This is a genomic window from Polaromonas sp. A23 (assembly GCF_002001015.1).
Classification (GTDB): Bacteria; Pseudomonadota; Gammaproteobacteria; order Burkholderiales; family Burkholderiaceae_C; genus Polaromonas.
On record NZ_MUNO01000026.1, the window covers coordinates 392579 to 409742 of the forward strand.

At 63.4% G+C, this 17164-nt stretch carries 13 protein-coding genes and 1 other RNA gene; 2 read left to right on the top strand and 12 right to left on the bottom strand.

The genetic code is table 11. The features are described 5' to 3' along the window. Positions 1-64 precede the first annotated feature (64 nt). The 5 genes from B0B52_RS15385 to dnaX form a co-directional block, all read right to left on the bottom strand. Entirely contained in the window at positions 65-1111 is a 1047-nt protein-coding gene (locus B0B52_RS15385) for an ABC transporter substrate-binding protein (RefSeq protein ID WP_077594518.1), read from the bottom strand. A 167-nt stretch (positions 1112-1278) separates the two neighbouring features. After that, complete coding sequence (locus B0B52_RS15390) at positions 1279-1692, bottom strand: MAPEG family protein (protein WP_077594519.1); 414 nt, start codon at positions 1690-1692, stop codon at positions 1279-1281. An 88-nt stretch (positions 1693-1780) separates the two neighbouring features. After that, complete coding sequence (recR, locus tag B0B52_RS15395) at positions 1781-2407, bottom strand: recombination mediator RecR (RefSeq protein ID WP_077594520.1); 627 nt, start codon at positions 2405-2407, stop codon at positions 1781-1783. 159 nt (positions 2408-2566) lie between these two features. After that, entirely contained in the window at positions 2567-2899 is a 333-nt protein-coding gene (locus tag B0B52_RS15400) for a YbaB/EbfC family nucleoid-associated protein (protein ID WP_077594521.1), read from the bottom strand. Between the two features lie 28 nt (positions 2900-2927). Further along, entirely contained in the window at positions 2928-4802 is a 1875-nt protein-coding gene (dnaX, locus tag B0B52_RS15405) for a DNA polymerase III subunit gamma/tau (protein WP_077594522.1), read from the bottom strand. A gap of 350 nt (positions 4803-5152) precedes the next feature. Here dnaX and ffs point away from each other — a divergent pair. After that, positions 5153-5249, top strand: an RNA gene (ffs, locus tag B0B52_RS15410) — signal recognition particle sRNA small type. Positions 5250-5284: 35 nt separating this feature from the next. Here ffs and B0B52_RS15415 read toward each other — a convergent pair. From B0B52_RS15415 to B0B52_RS15445, 7 genes are all read right to left on the bottom strand, one after another. Continuing rightward, complete coding sequence (locus B0B52_RS15415) at positions 5285-5773, bottom strand: low molecular weight protein-tyrosine-phosphatase (RefSeq protein WP_139351960.1); 489 nt, start codon at positions 5771-5773, stop codon at positions 5285-5287. 29 nt (positions 5774-5802) lie between these two features. Next, positions 5803-6084 carry a hypothetical protein gene (locus B0B52_RS15420; RefSeq protein WP_077594524.1) on the bottom strand — a complete coding sequence of 94 codons (282 nt, stop codon included), beginning with the start codon at positions 6082-6084 and terminating at the stop codon, positions 5803-5805. A 44-nt stretch (positions 6085-6128) separates the two neighbouring features. Further along, entirely contained in the window at positions 6129-6590 is a 462-nt protein-coding gene (locus tag B0B52_RS15425; RefSeq protein WP_077594525.1) for a response regulator, read from the bottom strand. Beyond that, positions 6587-8737 (bottom strand): ATP-binding protein, encoded by a 2151-nt coding sequence (locus B0B52_RS15430; protein WP_217349806.1) that lies wholly within the window; start codon positions 8735-8737, stop codon positions 6587-6589. Before B0B52_RS15430 ends, B0B52_RS15425 begins: the two co-directional genes overlap by 4 nt. 233 nt (positions 8738-8970) lie before the next feature. After that, positions 8971-10347: a TIGR03862 family flavoprotein gene (locus B0B52_RS15435; protein WP_256387527.1), complete on the bottom strand. Its 1377-nt coding sequence runs from the start codon at positions 10345-10347 to the stop codon at positions 8971-8973. Between the two features lie 188 nt (positions 10348-10535). Beyond that, entirely contained in the window at positions 10536-13820 is a 3285-nt protein-coding gene (locus B0B52_RS15440) for an exodeoxyribonuclease V subunit beta (protein WP_077594528.1), read from the bottom strand. Between the two features lie 127 nt (positions 13821-13947). Beyond that, entirely contained in the window at positions 13948-16512 is a 2565-nt protein-coding gene (locus B0B52_RS15445) for a PD-(D/E)XK nuclease family protein (RefSeq protein WP_077594556.1), read from the bottom strand. Between the two features lie 210 nt (positions 16513-16722). On the opposite strand from B0B52_RS15445, the gene trxA reads away from it, so the two are divergent. Further along, entirely contained in the window at positions 16723-17055 is a 333-nt protein-coding gene (gene trxA / locus B0B52_RS15450; RefSeq protein WP_077594529.1) for a thioredoxin TrxA, read from the top strand. The last annotated feature ends 109 nt before the right edge of the window (positions 17056-17164 follow it).

The window sequence follows — 17164 nt, forward strand, 5'->3', positions numbered from 1 at the left end:
CAGGCGCAGCGGCCCCCTCGGGGGGCAGCGCAGTACGCGAAGCGACAAGCGTAGGGGCCTATTTCTAGGCTTTGAATTTATCCTTTGCCCGCCGCGCAAACTCGTTGGTATAGGTCTTGCCCAGATCAATCTTGTCGGCCTTGATGCTGGGGTCAAAACTGGCCAGGGCCTTGAGTGCCGTCCTGGCCCCTTCGTCCGGAATAAGCCCGTCCAGCGCAATGGCGTCGCGCACCTTGTTGAACGACGCCAGGTACAGGCCGCGGTCACCGAGCAGGTAGTTCTCGGGCACGGTCTTGATGATGTCGCCCGGGCCGGCGGTTTGCAGCCACTTCAGGCCATGCACGATGGCATTGGCCAGCGCCTGGCAGGTGTTGGGATTTTTCTGGATGAAATCAGTCGGTGCATACAGGCAGGCCGCCGGCATGGGTCCGCCGAACACATCGACCGTGCCTTTGAGCGTGCGCGTGTCCGAGATGATTTTCACCTCGCCTTTTTGTTCCAGCATGGTCATCACCGGATCGGTGTTGCTCATGGCATCGATCTGGCCCGAACGCAAGGCCGCCAGCGCACCGGCCGACGTGCCGACACCGATGAAGCTCACGTCCCCGGGCTTGAGCCCGGCGCGCGACAGCACCAGGTTGGCCATCATGTTGGTCGAAGATCCCGGTGCCGAAACGCCAATTTTCTTCCCGCGCAGATCAGCCACCGTTTTGTAGTTGGGCATGTTTTTGGTGGACACACCAAAAGCAATCTGCGGTGCCCTGCCCTGCAGCACAAAGGCCTGGAACATCTGGTTTTTCGACTGCAGGTTGATGGTGTGTTCGTAAGCACCCGACACCACATCGGCCGAGCCGCCCACCACCGCCTGCAGCGCACGCGCACCGCCTGCGAAGTCACTGATCTCGACTTCAAGACCCTCAGCCTTGAAGTAACCCAGCTGTTCGGTAATGGTCAACGGCAGATAGTAAAAGGCAGCCTTGCCACCAACAGCCAGGGCAATCTTCGTTTTTTCGAGCTTGCCTTGCGCGCGCAAAGCGGGGAAAGCCAGAGTGGCCGCACCAAGTGCTGCGGCACTGGCGAATGTTCTGCGATTGATGGTGCTGTGGTTCATGCTGGAAGCCTCTCTGCGATTTTTTATGTGTTCACAAAGAGAATAGCCAACAGGGAGAAACCACGCATCGGTATCATCCCGTGCGGGTTTGTACGGAACGGGGACTCTCTGCCTAACTCGCGCCGCGCAAGGCGGGTGTTAGGCAAAGAGTCCTTGGTTACCAGACGTTACCGATAACCCAGAAAAAGAATGCCGATATTGACCAGCAATGCCAGGAACCAGATGGCGCTTCGACTCTTGGCCATGTCCGCCACGTACATCATGATGTAGGCGATGCGCAGGACCACAAATACGAACGCAAAAACATCAAGCCGCACCTGCGAAGCCTGAAGCAGGTGCGCAATGATGACGGCCGCAAAGAAAAATGGCAGTGCTTCAAAAGTGTTGGCCTGCGCGCTGTTGGCACGCGCCCGCCAGTCTGTCTGCCGCGCGAGCCAGGCCCGCGGATTGTTGTTGTCGTAGCCGCCCTGGCGCGGGGACACCTGCCACATTCCCCACTTGGCCAGCGCCGCACAGGCAAAAGGCAAAAGCGCCGCAACAAGCAGGCACCAGTAGGCCACAGTGAATCGTGCATAGGTCATTGTCAAAGTGCCTTTCTGGCTTTCAGTCGTTATGGGTGGTCACGGTTCAGCTATCTAAATAGTAGCAATCGGAATCAGTTTGGCTGCCCTAGCGCCGGTCAACCAGCGCATGGGCAATGGTGCCGAGGTCCACGTATTCAAGCTCGCTGCCCACGGGAACGCCTCGCGCCAGGCGCGTGACCTGTACACCGCGGCTCTTGAGTGCTTGAGCAATCACATGCGCGGTAGCCTCTCCCTCGGCGGTGAAGTTGGTGGCGAGGATCACTTCCTGCACGTCGCGCTCTTGCCCGGCCATCGGCTCGCCTTGCGCGTCCTTTGGCAACACGCGGTCAAACAGTTTTTGCAGGCCGATGTCGTGCGGGCCGATACCGTCAAGCGGACTGAGCTTGCCCATCAACACAAAGTAAAGCCCGCGGTACGCCAGCGTGCGTTCCAGCGCTGCCTGGTCGGCCGGGGTTTCCACCACACACAGCTTGCTGCGGTCGCGCGCGGGATTGGCGCAGGTGCTGCAGATGTCGAGCTCGGTCAGCGTGTTGCAAAGCGCACAGTGTTTGACGCTGTGCACCGCGTGCTCCAGCGCCCGCGCGATCTGCAGGGCGCCGGGCTTGTCGTGTTGCAGCAGATGAAAAGCCATGCGCGCCGCCGACTTGGCGCCCACGCCCGGCAGACGCCGCAGCGCCTGGGTCAGGCCTTCGAGAGCATTGGAATCAGCCATGGACGGTGAAAAGAATGGGCAGCATCAGCGGCGTAGCGAGCGGGTTCAGGGCAAGGCGCGGGTGTCAGGTCACCGGAATGCACTTGAGGTGCATGAGGATGGCCTGAACGGGACCCCTGAACCGCGTATGGCCGCCATGAGCCCGCGCAGTAGCCGCCATCAGAAGGGCAGCTTCATGCCGCCGGGCAGGCCGGGCATACCGGCTGTGAGCTTGCCCATCTTTTCCTGGCTCAGGTCTTCGGCCTTGCGCACAGCCGCGTTGAAAGCCGCCGCCACCAGGTCTTCGAGCATGTCCTTGTCGTCGCCCAGCAGGCTGGGGTCGATCTCGACGCGTTTGACGTCGTGCTTGCAGGTCATCGTGACCTTGACCAGACCGTTGCCCGACTCCGCCGTGACTTCAATGAAAGCGAGTTCATCCTGGGCTTTTTTCAGGTTGTCCTGCATGGCCTGCGCCTGCTTCATCAGGCCGGCGAGTTGTCCTTTGTTGAACATGACTTTTTCCTTTAGAAATTGCTGTTGATCATATCGGTTTGCCTGCTGCAGGTGCCAGCGGCTTGATGCTGCCGGGCACGATTTTGGCGCCCCATTCGCGCACCATGTCCTGCACAAACGGGTCGTTGTGGATGGTTTCCTCTGCCTGGCGCTGGCGCTCCTGCGCAGCGGCGGTATTGCGCCGGGCCGGCGAGTCGCCGACGGGCCCGAGCTCCACAGCGAGCCTGGGCGCCTGTCCGCTGTCCTGCAACGCTGCTTGCAGGGCCAGCTGGAGTTTTTCGCGCGCGGCAGGCTGGTTCAGCGATTCGCGCTCCACGCGCAGCATCCAGACCCCATCTGCCTGCGAGCGCAGCTCGGACTGCAGCGCCAGCTCACGCGCCAGCGCGCCTATCATCTCGGCGGCAACCATGCGGTTGACCAGCGCCGTCCAGGCATCGCCCAGCGGGCTGATGCCTGCCGCCGGAACGGGCACTGCCAGCGGCGCAGGAACTGCGACAGCTGGCTCTGCCGGAGCAGAAGCCGGTGCGGGAGCAACTGACGGGAACGCATCTTCCCAGGGCGGGGGCATGGACGCTTCCATTTTCGCTACAAAATCAGGAGCTGGTGGCGCCCGGCCAGCAAGGGCTGGAGGCCGATTTTGTTCAACAATTGGGCGGGTGGCCGGTGCCGGCGGCACAGGCACCGCGGGTGCCGCTGCGGGACGGGCCGCTGCTACGGCCACCGGGGCTCTGTCAGGTTGCGGCTTTTTTGGAAGCTCGACGGCGCCTCCCGCAGCAGCAGTCGCCGTTGTTGCGCCGGAGGGCTTGAATGCAAGCAGGCGCAGCAGCACCATGGTCAGCGCCGCGTAGTCGTCGGGCGCCAGGCCAAGCTCGGCGCGGCCGTGCAGGCACAGGCTGTAAAGCAGCTGGGTTTCGTCGGCCGGCATGGTTTGCGCCAGCCGTGCCGTGGCGGCGATCTCCGGGTCGGAGTCATCGTCTCCTGCGCCTATGCCGGGCACAGCCTGCAGCACCGCCATGCGCTGCAGCACGGTGGCCATTTCTTCCAGCGTGGACGCCGCGCTCAGGCCATTGAGGCGCAAGACCTCGGAGGTCTCGACCACACTTTTACCGTCACCGCGCGCCAGCGCATCCAGCAGCTGGAACACATAGCTGCGGTCCACGCTGCCCAGCATCTGGCGCACGCTGGCTTCCTGCAACTGGCCGGAACCAAAAGCAATCGCCTGGTCGGTGAGCGACAGCGCATCGCGCATGGAGCCGCGCGCGGCGCGTGCCAGCAGGCGCAGGGCCTGCGGCTCGGACGCGACGTTTTCGGTCTGCAGCACCTGGCCCAGATGCTCCAGAATGGTTTCGGGCGCCATGGGGCGCAGGTTGAACTGCAGGCAGCGCGACAGCACGGTGGCCGGCACCTTCTGCGGGTCGGTCGTGGCCAGCACAAACTTCAGGTACTCGGGTGGCTCCTCCAGCGTCTTGAGCATGGCGTTAAACGCCGTGTTCGTGAGCATGTGGACCTCGTCGATCATGAAGACCTTGAAGCGGCCCACCACCGGCTTGTAAACCGCTTGTTCGAGCAACTGCGCAATTTCGTCAACGCCGCGGTTCGATGCCGCGTCGAGCTCGGTGTAATCGACAAACCGGCCGCTGTCGATGTCGGTACAGGCCTGGCACACACCGCATGGCGTGGCGGTGATGCCGCCCTGCCCGTCCGTGCCCAGGCAGTTGAGCGATTTGGCCAGGATGCGCGAGATGGTGGTCTTGCCGACGCCGCGCGTGCCCGTGAACAGGTAGGCATGGTGCAGGCGCTGTGTACCCAGCGCATTGCTCAGGGCCTGCACCACATGCGACTGCCCGACCATTTCAGAAAAATTCCGGGGGCGGTATTTGCGGGCAAGCACGAGATAGGACATGCTCTGGATTCTAAAGCGCCGGGGACCCTCTGCCTGACTCCCGCCATGCGCGTTCGGATCCACAACGGGATGATTTGCTCGCCAACACCGTGCAGCGTGTGCTGAAGCACACGCAAGGGGTTTGGTGAGGAAAGCGCCCGTTTTGGTCCGAACCCGGAGGGGCGTGGTTTTGCGGGCGATCCGTTTCGTTACAAAACCAGGCAAGGCGGCCAGCCTTGCCTTGGGTTTTGCGCCTCACGGCTCATCCCGCAAAAGCCCCGCCGCGCACGGTGGGAGTCAGGCAGAGGGCCCCATGGGTTTTTCTGGCCGGGCACCTTTAAGTCTGGACCCCTGCCCTTACAATACAAAGCGACGGGCCTTCCCGCATGGTAAAGCGGCCAACCGGGTCAGATGGGGAACCAAGCAGCCCTAACTGTGGAGCCAGTGCCGGGGTCAAGGCTCGTCACCTTATTCAAATTTTCAGCGCACGCAGCCGCTGCCTGTCAATACGCCAGCTTCAACTGGCGTTCAACATGCCGAAGCAGCCCCTCGCAGGCATCCTCCACAAGGTCCAGCACATGCTCAAAGCCGTCCTTGCCTCCATAGTAGGGATCGGGCACAACCGGACTGTCATGCCTTAAGCAAAACTCCGTGAGCCTGCGCGCTTTATGAAGATGCACAGCGGGGCATTCGTCCTGGATCAAGGCCAGGTTGTCCCAGTCCATGGCCAGAATCAAGTCGTGGCGCTCGAAATCCTTGTCTGAAATCTGCCGGGCCCTCAGGCCTGAGAGGTCATAACCTCGTCTGGATGCGTGGGCCTGGGAACGTTCGTCCGGCGGGTTGCCGGGATGGTAGTTGTGGGTACCGGCTGAATCGACCTGCACTTGGTGAGCCAGGCCGCGATCCATGACTTTTTGCCGGAATACACCGTGGGCCGTCGGGCTGCGGCAAATATTGCCCATACAAACAAAGAGGATGGAATATGACTTCACAAGAAGAGCACAGTCATACGGTAGCGCGGCTATCGGGCTGCTTCTTCAATTGCCTCGGTCGTCTGCAGTGCATGCTGTGCGATCTGCGCTGAAACCAGCGCCAGTGAAGCCAGTGCATACGTGCCGCTGACAATGCCCTTGTAGGCCACTTCTGCGGCAATCGCATCCGCTCCCAATCCTTCTGTGGCGGCCACAATGCATTCTTCGATGCTGCCGAGACCTGCATCGCCAAAAAGCTCTTGCCCCTCGTAGGTAACACGGTACTCATACCCGTCATCCCCAACAGGGTCAATGTAGAAACGAACGATCACAAAAATTCTTTCATTAATGCCGAAGGCAAAAGCTGCACCAGAGTTCAGCGGCGGCCATTGTCTGGCGTGACGACAACGGTTAACCAGTAACCGGCCAACTGCGCGATCACCTTGACGAAGTTGTCAAAATCGACCGGCTTGGTGATGTAGGAATTGCAACGCAAGTCATACATTTTCTGGATATCCGCCGCTTCGTAAGAAGTAGTCAGCACCACGACCGGCAAGTGGCGAAGTTTTTCGTCCTTGACGATTTCCGTCAGCACTTCGTAGCCGTCCATCACCGGCATGTGCATGTCAAGCAGGATCAGGTCGGGGGTTGGGACATCCGCATAAGGACCTTTGCGGGACAGGAACTGCATGCATTTTTCACCGTTGTCCACATGGTGAAGATTGACGCGCAGCCCCGCAGCGTCGAAGGCCTCCCGCGTCAGGAAAACATCGTCAGCATTGTCCTCAACCAGCAAAATCTCGGCAATCCGGCTTTCGGCAAGGGGACTGATTTTCATGGCGAGCTGCTTTCTGCAGAGGTGTCCGGGATGGTGAAGCTGAACGTGCTTCCCTCGTCCGGCGCCGATTCTACCCAGATCCTGCCGCCATGGTGCTCTACAACACGGCGGCAAACAGCCAGGCCGATACCCGTGCCCGGGTACTCCTGCTGGGTATGAAGGCGCTTGAAAACTTCAAATACCTTTTCATGATGCCGGGCATCAATGCCTATGCCGTTGTCAGCCACACAAAACACCCATTCACGCTCGGCCCTGTGCGCCGACACGCGCACTACCGGCGTACGACCCTGGCAGTACTTGATGCCGTTGCCGATCAGGTTAAGAAGCAACTGGACCAGTTGCGTGCGGTCGCCCAGTACCTCCGGCATGTCGCCCACGGTCACCACTGAGCCGCTGTCGTCGATGGCGGCGCCCAGCAATTGCATCACGTCATTGACCACTTCGCGGACCTGCACCAAAATGAAGGGCTTCGGATGGGAGCTCACACGCGCATAGGACAGCAGATCATCCGTCAGCTGTTCAAGCCGGCGAACCGCGTCCGACGTGCGGCGAATCAGCGCAAGGGCCTTGTCGTCAAGGCTGGCTGCATGGTTTCTTTCCAGAATCTGCACAAAACCACCGATAGAGCGCAGCGGTGTTTTCAGGTCATGCGAGGCCACAAAGGCAAACTGCTGCAAATCCAGATTGCTGCGCTCAAGGGCCTTCTGTATGCGTACGCGCGCCGTGATGTCCCGCAGGATGAGGGTGCGCACTTCACTGGTTCCGGCGAGAACCTGCGGGAACGATATTTCGACCTGGAACTCCTCGCCATTGCTGCGCATGGCAAGGGCCACTTCCGCAGAGGCACCCCCCTGCTCCGGATGGCTTTCTTCCCTCTGCGTCAGAAGCTGGGCGGCGAAGTCAGCGCGCAGGCGTTCCGGAATGAATCGGTTGAAGGGCGTGCCAATGGCCTGCTCACGCGAACAGCCAAACATGGTCACCGCGGCGAAATTGAACAGTACGATGTTTCCGCTGTCATCCAGGATGACGATGGCGTCGGTTGCTGACTCCACAATGCCACGCATGCGTGCCTCGCTGTCGATCAGCGCCTCATTCGCCGCAGCCAACCTCGACGAAGCCTGAGCCAGCGCCCGGCCGACCTCATCGACTTCGCGGATGCCGAGCTCCGGCACCGCAACAGCCTTGCCGTACCCGATCTCCAGCGCCACGGACCGCAACGCGCGCACCGGCCGGACCACACGCCCACCCATGAACCATGCCAGGCCAACGCTGCTCGTCAGCAACAGCGCGGCCAAGCCAACCAACAGGGACAGGGACCGCCACAAATCCGCTGTAAGAACGGCGATCGGAATCCCTACGACCACCCCCCAGCCCGTTGCTGCCGAGCGGGCAAACACGGTCAAGACGGGAATGCCGTCACGCGAAACCGACTCCAGAAGCCCTTCCTCCGTCTCGCCCATGCGCTGGGTGAGCTGGGCGCTGACTCTCTCGCCGATATGCCGCTCGGCATCCCTGTTGCGGGCCACAATGGCACCGGACCGGTCGACGATGATGGCGATTCTCTCCTCCGGAAAACGGTAGCCCTCCAGCATCTTTTGCAGGTGCTCAGGCAAAACCACGGCCACCAACGAGTGGGTGACCACGCTGCCGCTGTACACCGGCACCGCTACATTGATCAGCGGTCTTTTGAGGACCGGCCCGATAAACAGGTCTGACACGTCCGGGCGTCCCGACTTCAAGACACGTTCGAGCTGGGCCATGTTGTTGGCCTTGGGCAAGGCCTGCCCATAGGGCCGCGCGGTATTGATGAGCTGCTGCCCGGTGGCATCGATCAGCACGATATTGTTGGCATAGTGCTTGCGCAGTACATCCATCGACTGGGACTGGAAAGCTGCAAAATCCCGACCGGCCAGCGAGGGCGATGTTGAAAGCGTCCGCAGTGACATTTCTGCGCCGGCAAACTCCCGGTCAACCAGGTACATCATGGCGCGGGCGTGGGCCAGGGTGTCGCGTACCAATTCAGCGCGCTGACGCTGATAGTCGTATGTCAAGAGCACGGCGGCCATCACGATGGCCGGCAGCAGGCAAACTGCAACCAGCCAGGCCAGGCTGGAGCGTATGGAGGTAACGCGTTTTGCTTTCAACAAACCTTTACCTGTCTTCTTGGTGTGGAGGTGCGCGAGGACGAGGCAAGTCTTGACCAGGCAGGGCCTTGCACACTTTGTACCAATATAGGTCGGGCTAACCATCACAGCAAGGGAAATAAGACCGTGCAACACGGCGAGCGCCTGCGACAGGCTCCGCAGTTGCAAATGCAGTTTTTCAGATCACCCCGAAGATGCTACAAACTATGTAGCAAACTATTGTCGCAACGTATGGGCTAAATACCGAAATACTTCAGAACACCTAGCCCGGCCTGCCGACCGCTGGCAAAGCAGGCGGTCAACAGGTAGCCGCCAGTCGGCGCCTCCCAGTCGAGCATCTCACCGGCGCAAAAGACCGGCTGCGGCACGCCTTGCAGCGTCTGGAGGTGCAAGTGACCGTCCATCGCGTCGAAGCGCACGCCGCCGGCGCTGCTGATCGCCTCGTCGATGGGGCGGGCGGCCACCACCCTGACCGGCAGGGCCTTGATCGCGCGGGCCAGTTGCACCGGGTCATTGATCGCATCCTTGCCCAGCAACTCGTGCAACATGGCAGCCTTGATGCCTTCCAGACCTAGCCGGCTTTTGAGATGGCTCGAAAGCGACCGCGAACCGCGCGGGTGGCGAACCTCAACCAACACCCGCTCGGGAGACTTATCAGGCAGCAGGTCCAGCAGAAAAGTAGCACTGCCGTTCAGCGCAATCTCTTCGCGCAGCAAACTGGACGCAGCGTAAATGAGGCTGCCTTCGACGCCGGACACCGTGGCAACAAACTCACCCTTGCGACTGAAGCTGCGGCCATGTGAATCGGTGAAGCTGATGGCGACGGATTTGAAAGGCTGGCCAGCAAAACGGCTGGAAAAGTGTTCGGTCCAGCCGATGCGCGACTGTGGGCTTTTGCCGATAAGTTCCTGCAGGAATTCGCGGCGGGTCTCACCCGTATCTGCAGCCGCCTCTTCAAGCTGCGCCGGGCTGTCCGGCCGTGCCGCAACATCAAAGCCGCAGTTGGAAGGCTGTAGCGGCGCCACCGCCACGCCACGTTCAGCCAGCAAGGGAACCCACACGCCGTCAGAGCCCAACCGGGCCCAGCTCCCGCCACCCAAGGCAAGCACCACCGCGTCGGCTTGTGCCAGCACCTCGCCGGCGGGCGTTGAGAACTTCAGCACGCCGTCATCCGCCCAGCCCAGCCAGCGGTGCCGCATGGAAAACTGCACGCCGGCCACACGAAGACGGTGCAGCCAGGCGCGCAGCAGCGGTGCGGCTTTCATGTCTTTGGGAAACACGCGGCCCGAGCTGCCTACAAAAGTTTCCACTCCCAAGCCGTGGGCCCAGGCACGCAATTCGTCGGGGCCGAAGGCAGCCAACAGTGGCTGCAGTTGCTCGCTGCGCTCGCCGTAGCGACTGAGGAATGGCCCGGCCGCCTCGGAATGCGTGAGGTTCAGCCCACCCTTGCCGGCCAACAAAAACTTGCGGCCAACCGAAGGCATGGCGTCATACACCTCGACCTTCACGGCCGCGCCGGCAGCGGCCAGGACCTCGGCGGCCATCAGGCCGGCGGGGCCGCCGCCTATGACGGCAATACGCAATGCGGGAGCGGGAGAGGTTGAATCGTTCAAGGAAGTGTCCGTCTGCACGTGATGGCAATGGGGGATGAAACAGGAAGCGGGAGGAAGCGGATTTGGCGGCCGCAGCCGATCTGCTCTGTTTTTAATAGCTGCAAGCGCACAGCCATCAAGGGCTGCAGTGCAAAAAGACCTGAAGCCATGGGAAGCTACCGCTTCAGGCCAATCTGCCGATACCCCGATTATTGCAGCTCGACCACAGTTCCCCGCCCCGTCAGGAAAGCCGCCTTCACCGGCGCGCCGGGGTAAATCAGCTGCACCGCCGCGCGGTAGGCCTGCAGTTGCGCCACCAACGCGGGTTGCAGCTCCGGCGCCACGGCCGATTTGTAATCGAGCACCCACCAGTGGCCTTCATGGCCGGCGTCCTTGCGCTGCACCAGGCGATCCAGCCGCAGCGCCTGGCCGGCATAGACCAGGTCAACCTCGTTGCCCTGCCAGGCGACCGATCCCGGATTCCAGGCCCAGGCGCCCTCGCCCAGCAAAATGCGTCGCGCCAAATCGGCCGCCTCTTTACCCTTTGCTGGGCTCAGGCGGAACTCGCGCGCCGCGGCCTTGATCTGCGGGTCTGACAGCGCACCGCCCCACTCCAGCAAACGGTGCATGGCCTTGCCGATACGCGCCTTGAGGGAGTCTTCGTCCATCTGCTCCACCGCAAGCGCGACAGGCATCAGGGCTTCGGGCAAGGCCGGTAGCTCAGGCAGGTAAAACACACCGGCGTCCGCCAGGTCCGGCCGCGCCGCGGCGGATCCGTCGGCCACCGGCACAGGCAGCTCGCCCACCAGTGCCTGCAGGCGCTGCCACCAGCTCTCGGTGGTCACGCGGTGCGGCTCTATCGACGAGACGACCAGCGTATGGCGGGCGCGCGTCAGCGCCACATACAGGGCGTTGAGCTCCTCGCGCTTGCGGGCAGCCAGCTCGCTGGCCAGAGTGTCGGCAGCGCAGGCGGGCGGGCGGCTTTCGCTGACCAGGAAGACGAACTTGCGCGGCTCGGTCGCCTCGCCGGGCCAGTCAACCAGCACACCCATGCTGTCGGCATTGCGTTCCACGGTGTCGGTGTCCAGCAGCAGCACCGCCTCGGCTTCAAGGCCCTTGGCGCCATGGATGGTCAGCAGCCGGACCGCCTCGCTGCTGACCGCAGCCGGCGCCTGGGTGCCGCCGGCCTTGAGGGCGCGCACAAAACCATAGGGCGTGGCGTAACGCCCGCCGTCCAGCGCCAGCGACACACCGAGCAGCGCGCGCAGGTTGGCCAGCACCGCGCTGCGCTGCGCCGCGGGGGCGGCAGCACCAAAACGCGCCAGCACGTCGCCGTCGTCGTAAATGCCCTGCAGCGCATCGTGCGGCGGCAAGCGGTCCAGCCAGCCCCTCCATTTGGCCAAAACAGGCCCCAGCCCTTTCAGGACGGTCGCAAGCAGCTCCTCTTTTTGTAGCAGGCTGTACCACGGCTGGTGGTGCTCGCGCTGCAGCAGGGCCAGTTGCACCAGGCAATCGTCGGCCAGCCCGAACAGCGGCGAGCGCAGTGCGCGTGCCAGCGACAGGTCATGCTGCGGCGACACCAGCACGTCGAGCAGCGCCACCACATCCAGCACTTCGCAGCAGTCGATCAGCTCGGTTTTTTCGCCCACCTGCGCGGGAATGTGCAGCGCGCGCAACTCGTCCTGCAGCGGCAGCAAGCCGGCGCGCTTGCGCGAGAGGACCATCACGTCCTGGGGGCGCAGTCCGGCGGCAACCTGTTCGGAGATCCATGCGGCGGCCTGGCGGGCCTCGCGCGTGCGCAGGGTTTCCTCGGGCAGTTCGCGCGGCGTGGTCAGGCTGTCGCGCCAGCCAGCGGCCAGCGGCGAAGTTTCCTCTTCATCCTTGTTGCGTGCAATGGGCGGCAGCCGGCCCACCGCCCCAGCCAGGCTAGAGGCCGTGGTGTGTTCACGAAAGCCGTCGTAGCCGTCGGTTTCACGCGCCGTGGCCATCACCGAGTTGACGGTGTCGATCACAGCTTCGGCGTTGCGCCGGGTGTGGTCGCAACTGAGCAAATCGCCGCCCAGGCCATGCACCACAAAAGCCTGCGCGGCGCGAAACACCTGCGGCTCGGCGCGGCGAAAGCGGTAAATGCTTTGTTTGGGGTCGCCCACCAGGAACACGCTGGGTGCGCTGCCCGCACCCGAGTAGCCAATGAGCCAGGCATACAGCGCCTGCCACTGCAGCGGGTTGGTGTCCTGGAACTCGTCGATCATCAGGTGCCGGATGCGCGCATCCAGCCGCTCCTGCACCCAGCCCGACAGCACAGGGTCGGCCAGCATCAGCAGCGCGGCGCGTTCGACATCGTTCATGTCAACCCAGCCACGGTCATGCTTCAAGGCGGTGAACTGGGCGATCAGCACGCGCGTCAGGCGCGCCATGCGCTGCTGGTAAAGCCAGGCATCGTGCTGCTGGCGGGCCGCCACCACACGCAGTACCAGGTCTTGCGCAATGCGCACCTGTTCGATGCCGACGATTTTTTCGCCGAACTTGCGTGGCGTGCCCTTCTCGGTCAGCAGGGCTGCGATGGCCGCGGGGAAGTCGCCGGCCGTCAGCGCCTGCTCCAGCTCCACACCCTTGGCCGAAAAAGTCGGCGCGCTCGCGCGGCCCAGCGCGATGGCGGCGTCCCGCAAGGTTTGCCGATGAAAACGGTTGGTGCTGAGCAGCTCTTCGGGTTCGTCAAGGCCGCCAAATTCGGTGAACTGTGCGCTGAAGGCCTGCACCGAGGTGTCGATCACGCCCTTTTCGTCGGCCAGCGTGAACTCGGTGCGTTTGTCGAGCGCGGCCTGCAAGGCCTTGTCGGCCTGGAAACGCCCGTACGCCAACACCACGGCTTCGAAGTCGGCCTTGAGTGACGCGTCAGCCGAAACCGCCGCGTAAAACCGCCGCCACACCAGCGCACGCGCCGGTGCGTCGTCTTCCAGCAGCTCGTAGTTCACCGGTAGCTCCAGGCGCTGCAGCACCGCCACCGGCGCGCTGCGCAGCAAGGCTGCAAACCAGCTATGGAAGGTGCGAATCTGCACCGAGCGGCCGCTGGACAGGATGGAGCGGTATAAATTTGATAGCTGCTCGCGCACGGCCTGTGCGGACTTCAGCCCTTTTTGGCTTGAGAAATCGACGCTGACGCCACGCATTTCCAGTTCGCGCTGCAGGGTCTCATCGTCGGCGTGGGCAAAGGCCTTGAGCCATTCGTCCAGCCGCTCGCGCATTTCGCCAGCGGCTTTTTTTGTGAAGGTGATGGCCAGGATCTCGTGCGGCAGCACCTGCTGCCCGGGTGCGGCCGTGGCCCCGTCAAGCAAGGCCCGGACGATGCGCGACACCAGCATCCAGGTCTTGCCGGCGCCGGCGCAGGCTTCCACCGCCACACTGCGGCGCGGGTCGCAGGCAATCGCGTAGAAGGTCTCGGCCGAGACCGGCTCGCCGTTGCATTCGTAGGCGGCTGCGTGGGGAATTTTCATAGTCCGACCCCAACGGGCTCAGGTATCCCATACCAGCAGGGGCCGCGGAACCGGCTTTGCCAGGCCGCAGGCGCAGCGGCCCCCCCGGGGGGCAGGAAGCTACACGCAGTGAGCGACCGTGGGGGCATCATTCACTCCAAAAGTCTTTGCGACAGAGGCCGCGGGCGGCGCAGTAATCGCAGGCCTTGCCCTCGCCCAGCGCCGGCAGCGCCGCACCGCGTGCTATGCGCGCCATGTCGGTCAGGATGCTGTCGATGAGCTCGTCGCGCAGGCCGACGATGTCCGGCTGCTCATAGGTTTTGGTGGGTTCTTTTTCGCCGAGGTTGACGTAGGCCGCCGCCAGCGTGTCATCGCTCATCAGGGCCGCATAAAACGCGAGTTGCGTGTCTTCCTGGCCGTTCTTGATGCGCTCGCTCGTGGTCGTGCGCGGCTCGGTCTTGTAGTCGATCACCAGGGCGTGCCCATCGGGCTGGCGGTCCACGCGGTCCAGTTGGCCCAGCAGTGTGAGCGTGCCGATGGGCACTTCGCGCCATACTTCGGCCTCTTCAAACACCGCGCCCGTGACTTCATGCTCGGCCAGCCATTTCAGGTAGCCCTCGCGCACGCCGGGCCAGGCCGCGGCAAAGGGCAAAAACTCGCTGTCGCTGAGCGCCAGCTCCTGTGTGGCGCGTTCAGCCGCTGTATTGAGCAGCGCCACCCGCGCGGATACATCGGGCGTTGGCGCCGCCTTGAGCGCTTCATGAAAATGCCGCAACAGGCTGTGCAGCCAATTGCCGAAGTCGCGCTTGCCCAGCTCGCTTTCGAGTTCTTCGGACTCCTGCAACCGGAGCTGGCGCAACGCAAAAAAGCGGTAGGGGCAGCGCCGCAGATCTTCATAGGCGCTGGCCGAAAGGCGGGTGACGGGCAAAGCCTCGCCGGTCGGAAAGGGATGGGACGTGGGCTGGGTGGTCACGGCACGCAGACTGCGGGGATCGGTGGCCATACGCCGCGCGGCATCCTCGTCCTGGTCCAGCAGCAGCTCCTGCACAAAGCCGCTGGGGATCAGGTGTTCGCCCGACTCGCTGGTGCGCCAGAGCACATCGAGATGCGGCATGTGCAGGGCATAGTGCCAAGCCTGGCGTTGGGCTGCGGCCAGCACTTCCCGCGATGGCAGGCCCAGCAGCTCGCGCTGGGCGGGCGTCCAGGGGCCGGCAGGTTCCGGTGACACCGGCAGGCGGATTTCATCGCAGCCGGGCAGCACCACGGCCTGCATGGGCCGGCCCAGCAGCTGCGGCAGCGGCAGGATGACCACCTGTTCTGCCGGCGGATGCACCGGGGAAAACTTGCCTCCCTCCAGCGCCTGGTTGACCCACTGCGTGAAGTCATGCAGCCGCATCACCGGCGATGCCTCGAATTCGGTCTCGGCGCCTTCATGCAGGCGCAGCACGTCCAGCACCGTCTGCCCGGCTTCGTCCTGCGCCAGTTCATCCCACCGCCCAGCGGATTGCAGCAAGCTCCGCAGGTCGCGCAGCCACATCGCCAGCGGGCGGGCCCGGGCGAAAGGGCTGCGCAAGGCGTTCACCTCGCGCGCCAATGGTCCCGTTGCTGCAAAGGCGGGCGGCAAGATGGCTTTTTCTGCAAAGTCCGGCAGATCGCGCCAGGCGCGCACGCCGGTCTTGCGCAGTTCGGTTTCGGCAGCGGTGACCAAAGCGGCGTCAAACGCCGATGCGTTTTTCAGCCAGTCCAGCACGGCGTCCGTCGATGCATCCCAGGGCATGGCGCGCAGCAGACTCATCAGGCTGGCGGCGGCGCGGGTGGTGGACAGCTTCCAGCCGGTTTCATCGCGCATGGCGATGCCGCGCTCGGCCAGCATGGCGCCGACACGGCGCGTGAGCTGCCGGTCCTGCGCAATCAACGCAACCGGGCTGCGGCCCTGCGCCAGATGCGCCAGCACGCAGGCAGCTGCGCGGCCGGCTTCGTCTTCAGCGTCCTCGGCAATATGCAGCGCGGGTGCTGCCGAGGGCTCCTCGAGCGAGACGCACAGCGGAATGGAAACCGCCCGGTCGCCGAAATGCGCCTTGAGGGCTTCGGTAAGCGGGTCTGCCTGGAAGCCTTCCAGCACGGCGAACAGCTGCGGTTCCGCCTGGAAAAGGCGGTCTGTGGGATAGGAAGAAGCCGCCGCCCAGGCCAGTGCAATGCGCCCCACGGCAGCCTCGAGTGCCAGCACCGGCGATTCCAGGCCAGCCCCCAGTGTCAGCGCCAGCCGCTCGCTCCAGGCCCGGCGCCCGGCCGGCACGACGGCAGCGGCAACGCCACCCAGACTCCAGGCCGCTTCGACCAGCCGGCCGGCCAGAGCATCCTGCTGGGCGCCCAGGCCCGCGCGGCCCAGTAGCGATGCGGCCGTCAGCATGTCGACCGCCACATCCATGCGCAAATCATCGCCCGAAGGCACATGCAGGCCCAAGGTGCCGCCCAGGCCGCTGGCCCAGTTCATGGTGGTTTCAAAGCGGGGAACAAAAAAAGTCTCGCCCGCCTGCGCAGCCCAGGCACGGCGCGCCTGCTGGATCAGTTGGGCATAGGGCAGCAACACCACCGCCTCTGAGGGGTGAACGCCCCGCGCCTGCACCACTGCTGCCAGTTGCGCGATGGCCTGCTGCCAGCACAGCGCATCAGGCGTAGGCAATGCGGCGTCAGCGGTCGGGGCGAGTGGCATACAGGGATTTGGGGAAGGAAGCCGCAGGAAAAAATAGGCAAAAGAGCCGTGAATGAAACAGGCCATCAGTGGCCTGGAGCTGCAGTTTGAACAATCGCTATCGGAGCCATAGCCTCCGTGCGCCCGACCCGGCCACTTGCTTTCTGCCACAATGACTGCAACTTCAGCCGTACCGTATCGTAACTATCCTAACCAGACAAAGGAGCCGCCATGGCGAGCGAATTGATCAAACATACCACTGATGCCACCTTCGAAGCCGACGTGCTGCAAGCCTCCAAACCCGTGCTGGTGGACTACTGGGCCGAGTGGTGCGGTCCGTGCAAGATGATTGCCCCGATTCTGGACGAAGTGGCCACCGGCTACGACGGCCGCCTGCAGATCGCCAAAATGAACGTCGACGAAAACCGCGACATTCCGGCCAAATTCGGCATTCGCGGCATCCCGACGCTGATGCTGTTCAAAGACGGTCAGCTCGCCGCCACCAAGGTTGGTGCCATGAGCAAGGCACAACTGACCGCATTTATCGACCAGCAACTGGCCTGATTGGCTTTGCCCGCAGCTGCCGAACACGGACCCCGTAAAGTTCTGACGACCTGCGCGGCATGAACCGGATCGGCGGGCACCGCGCCCGCCCCCTTCCCGGCCCCAAGAT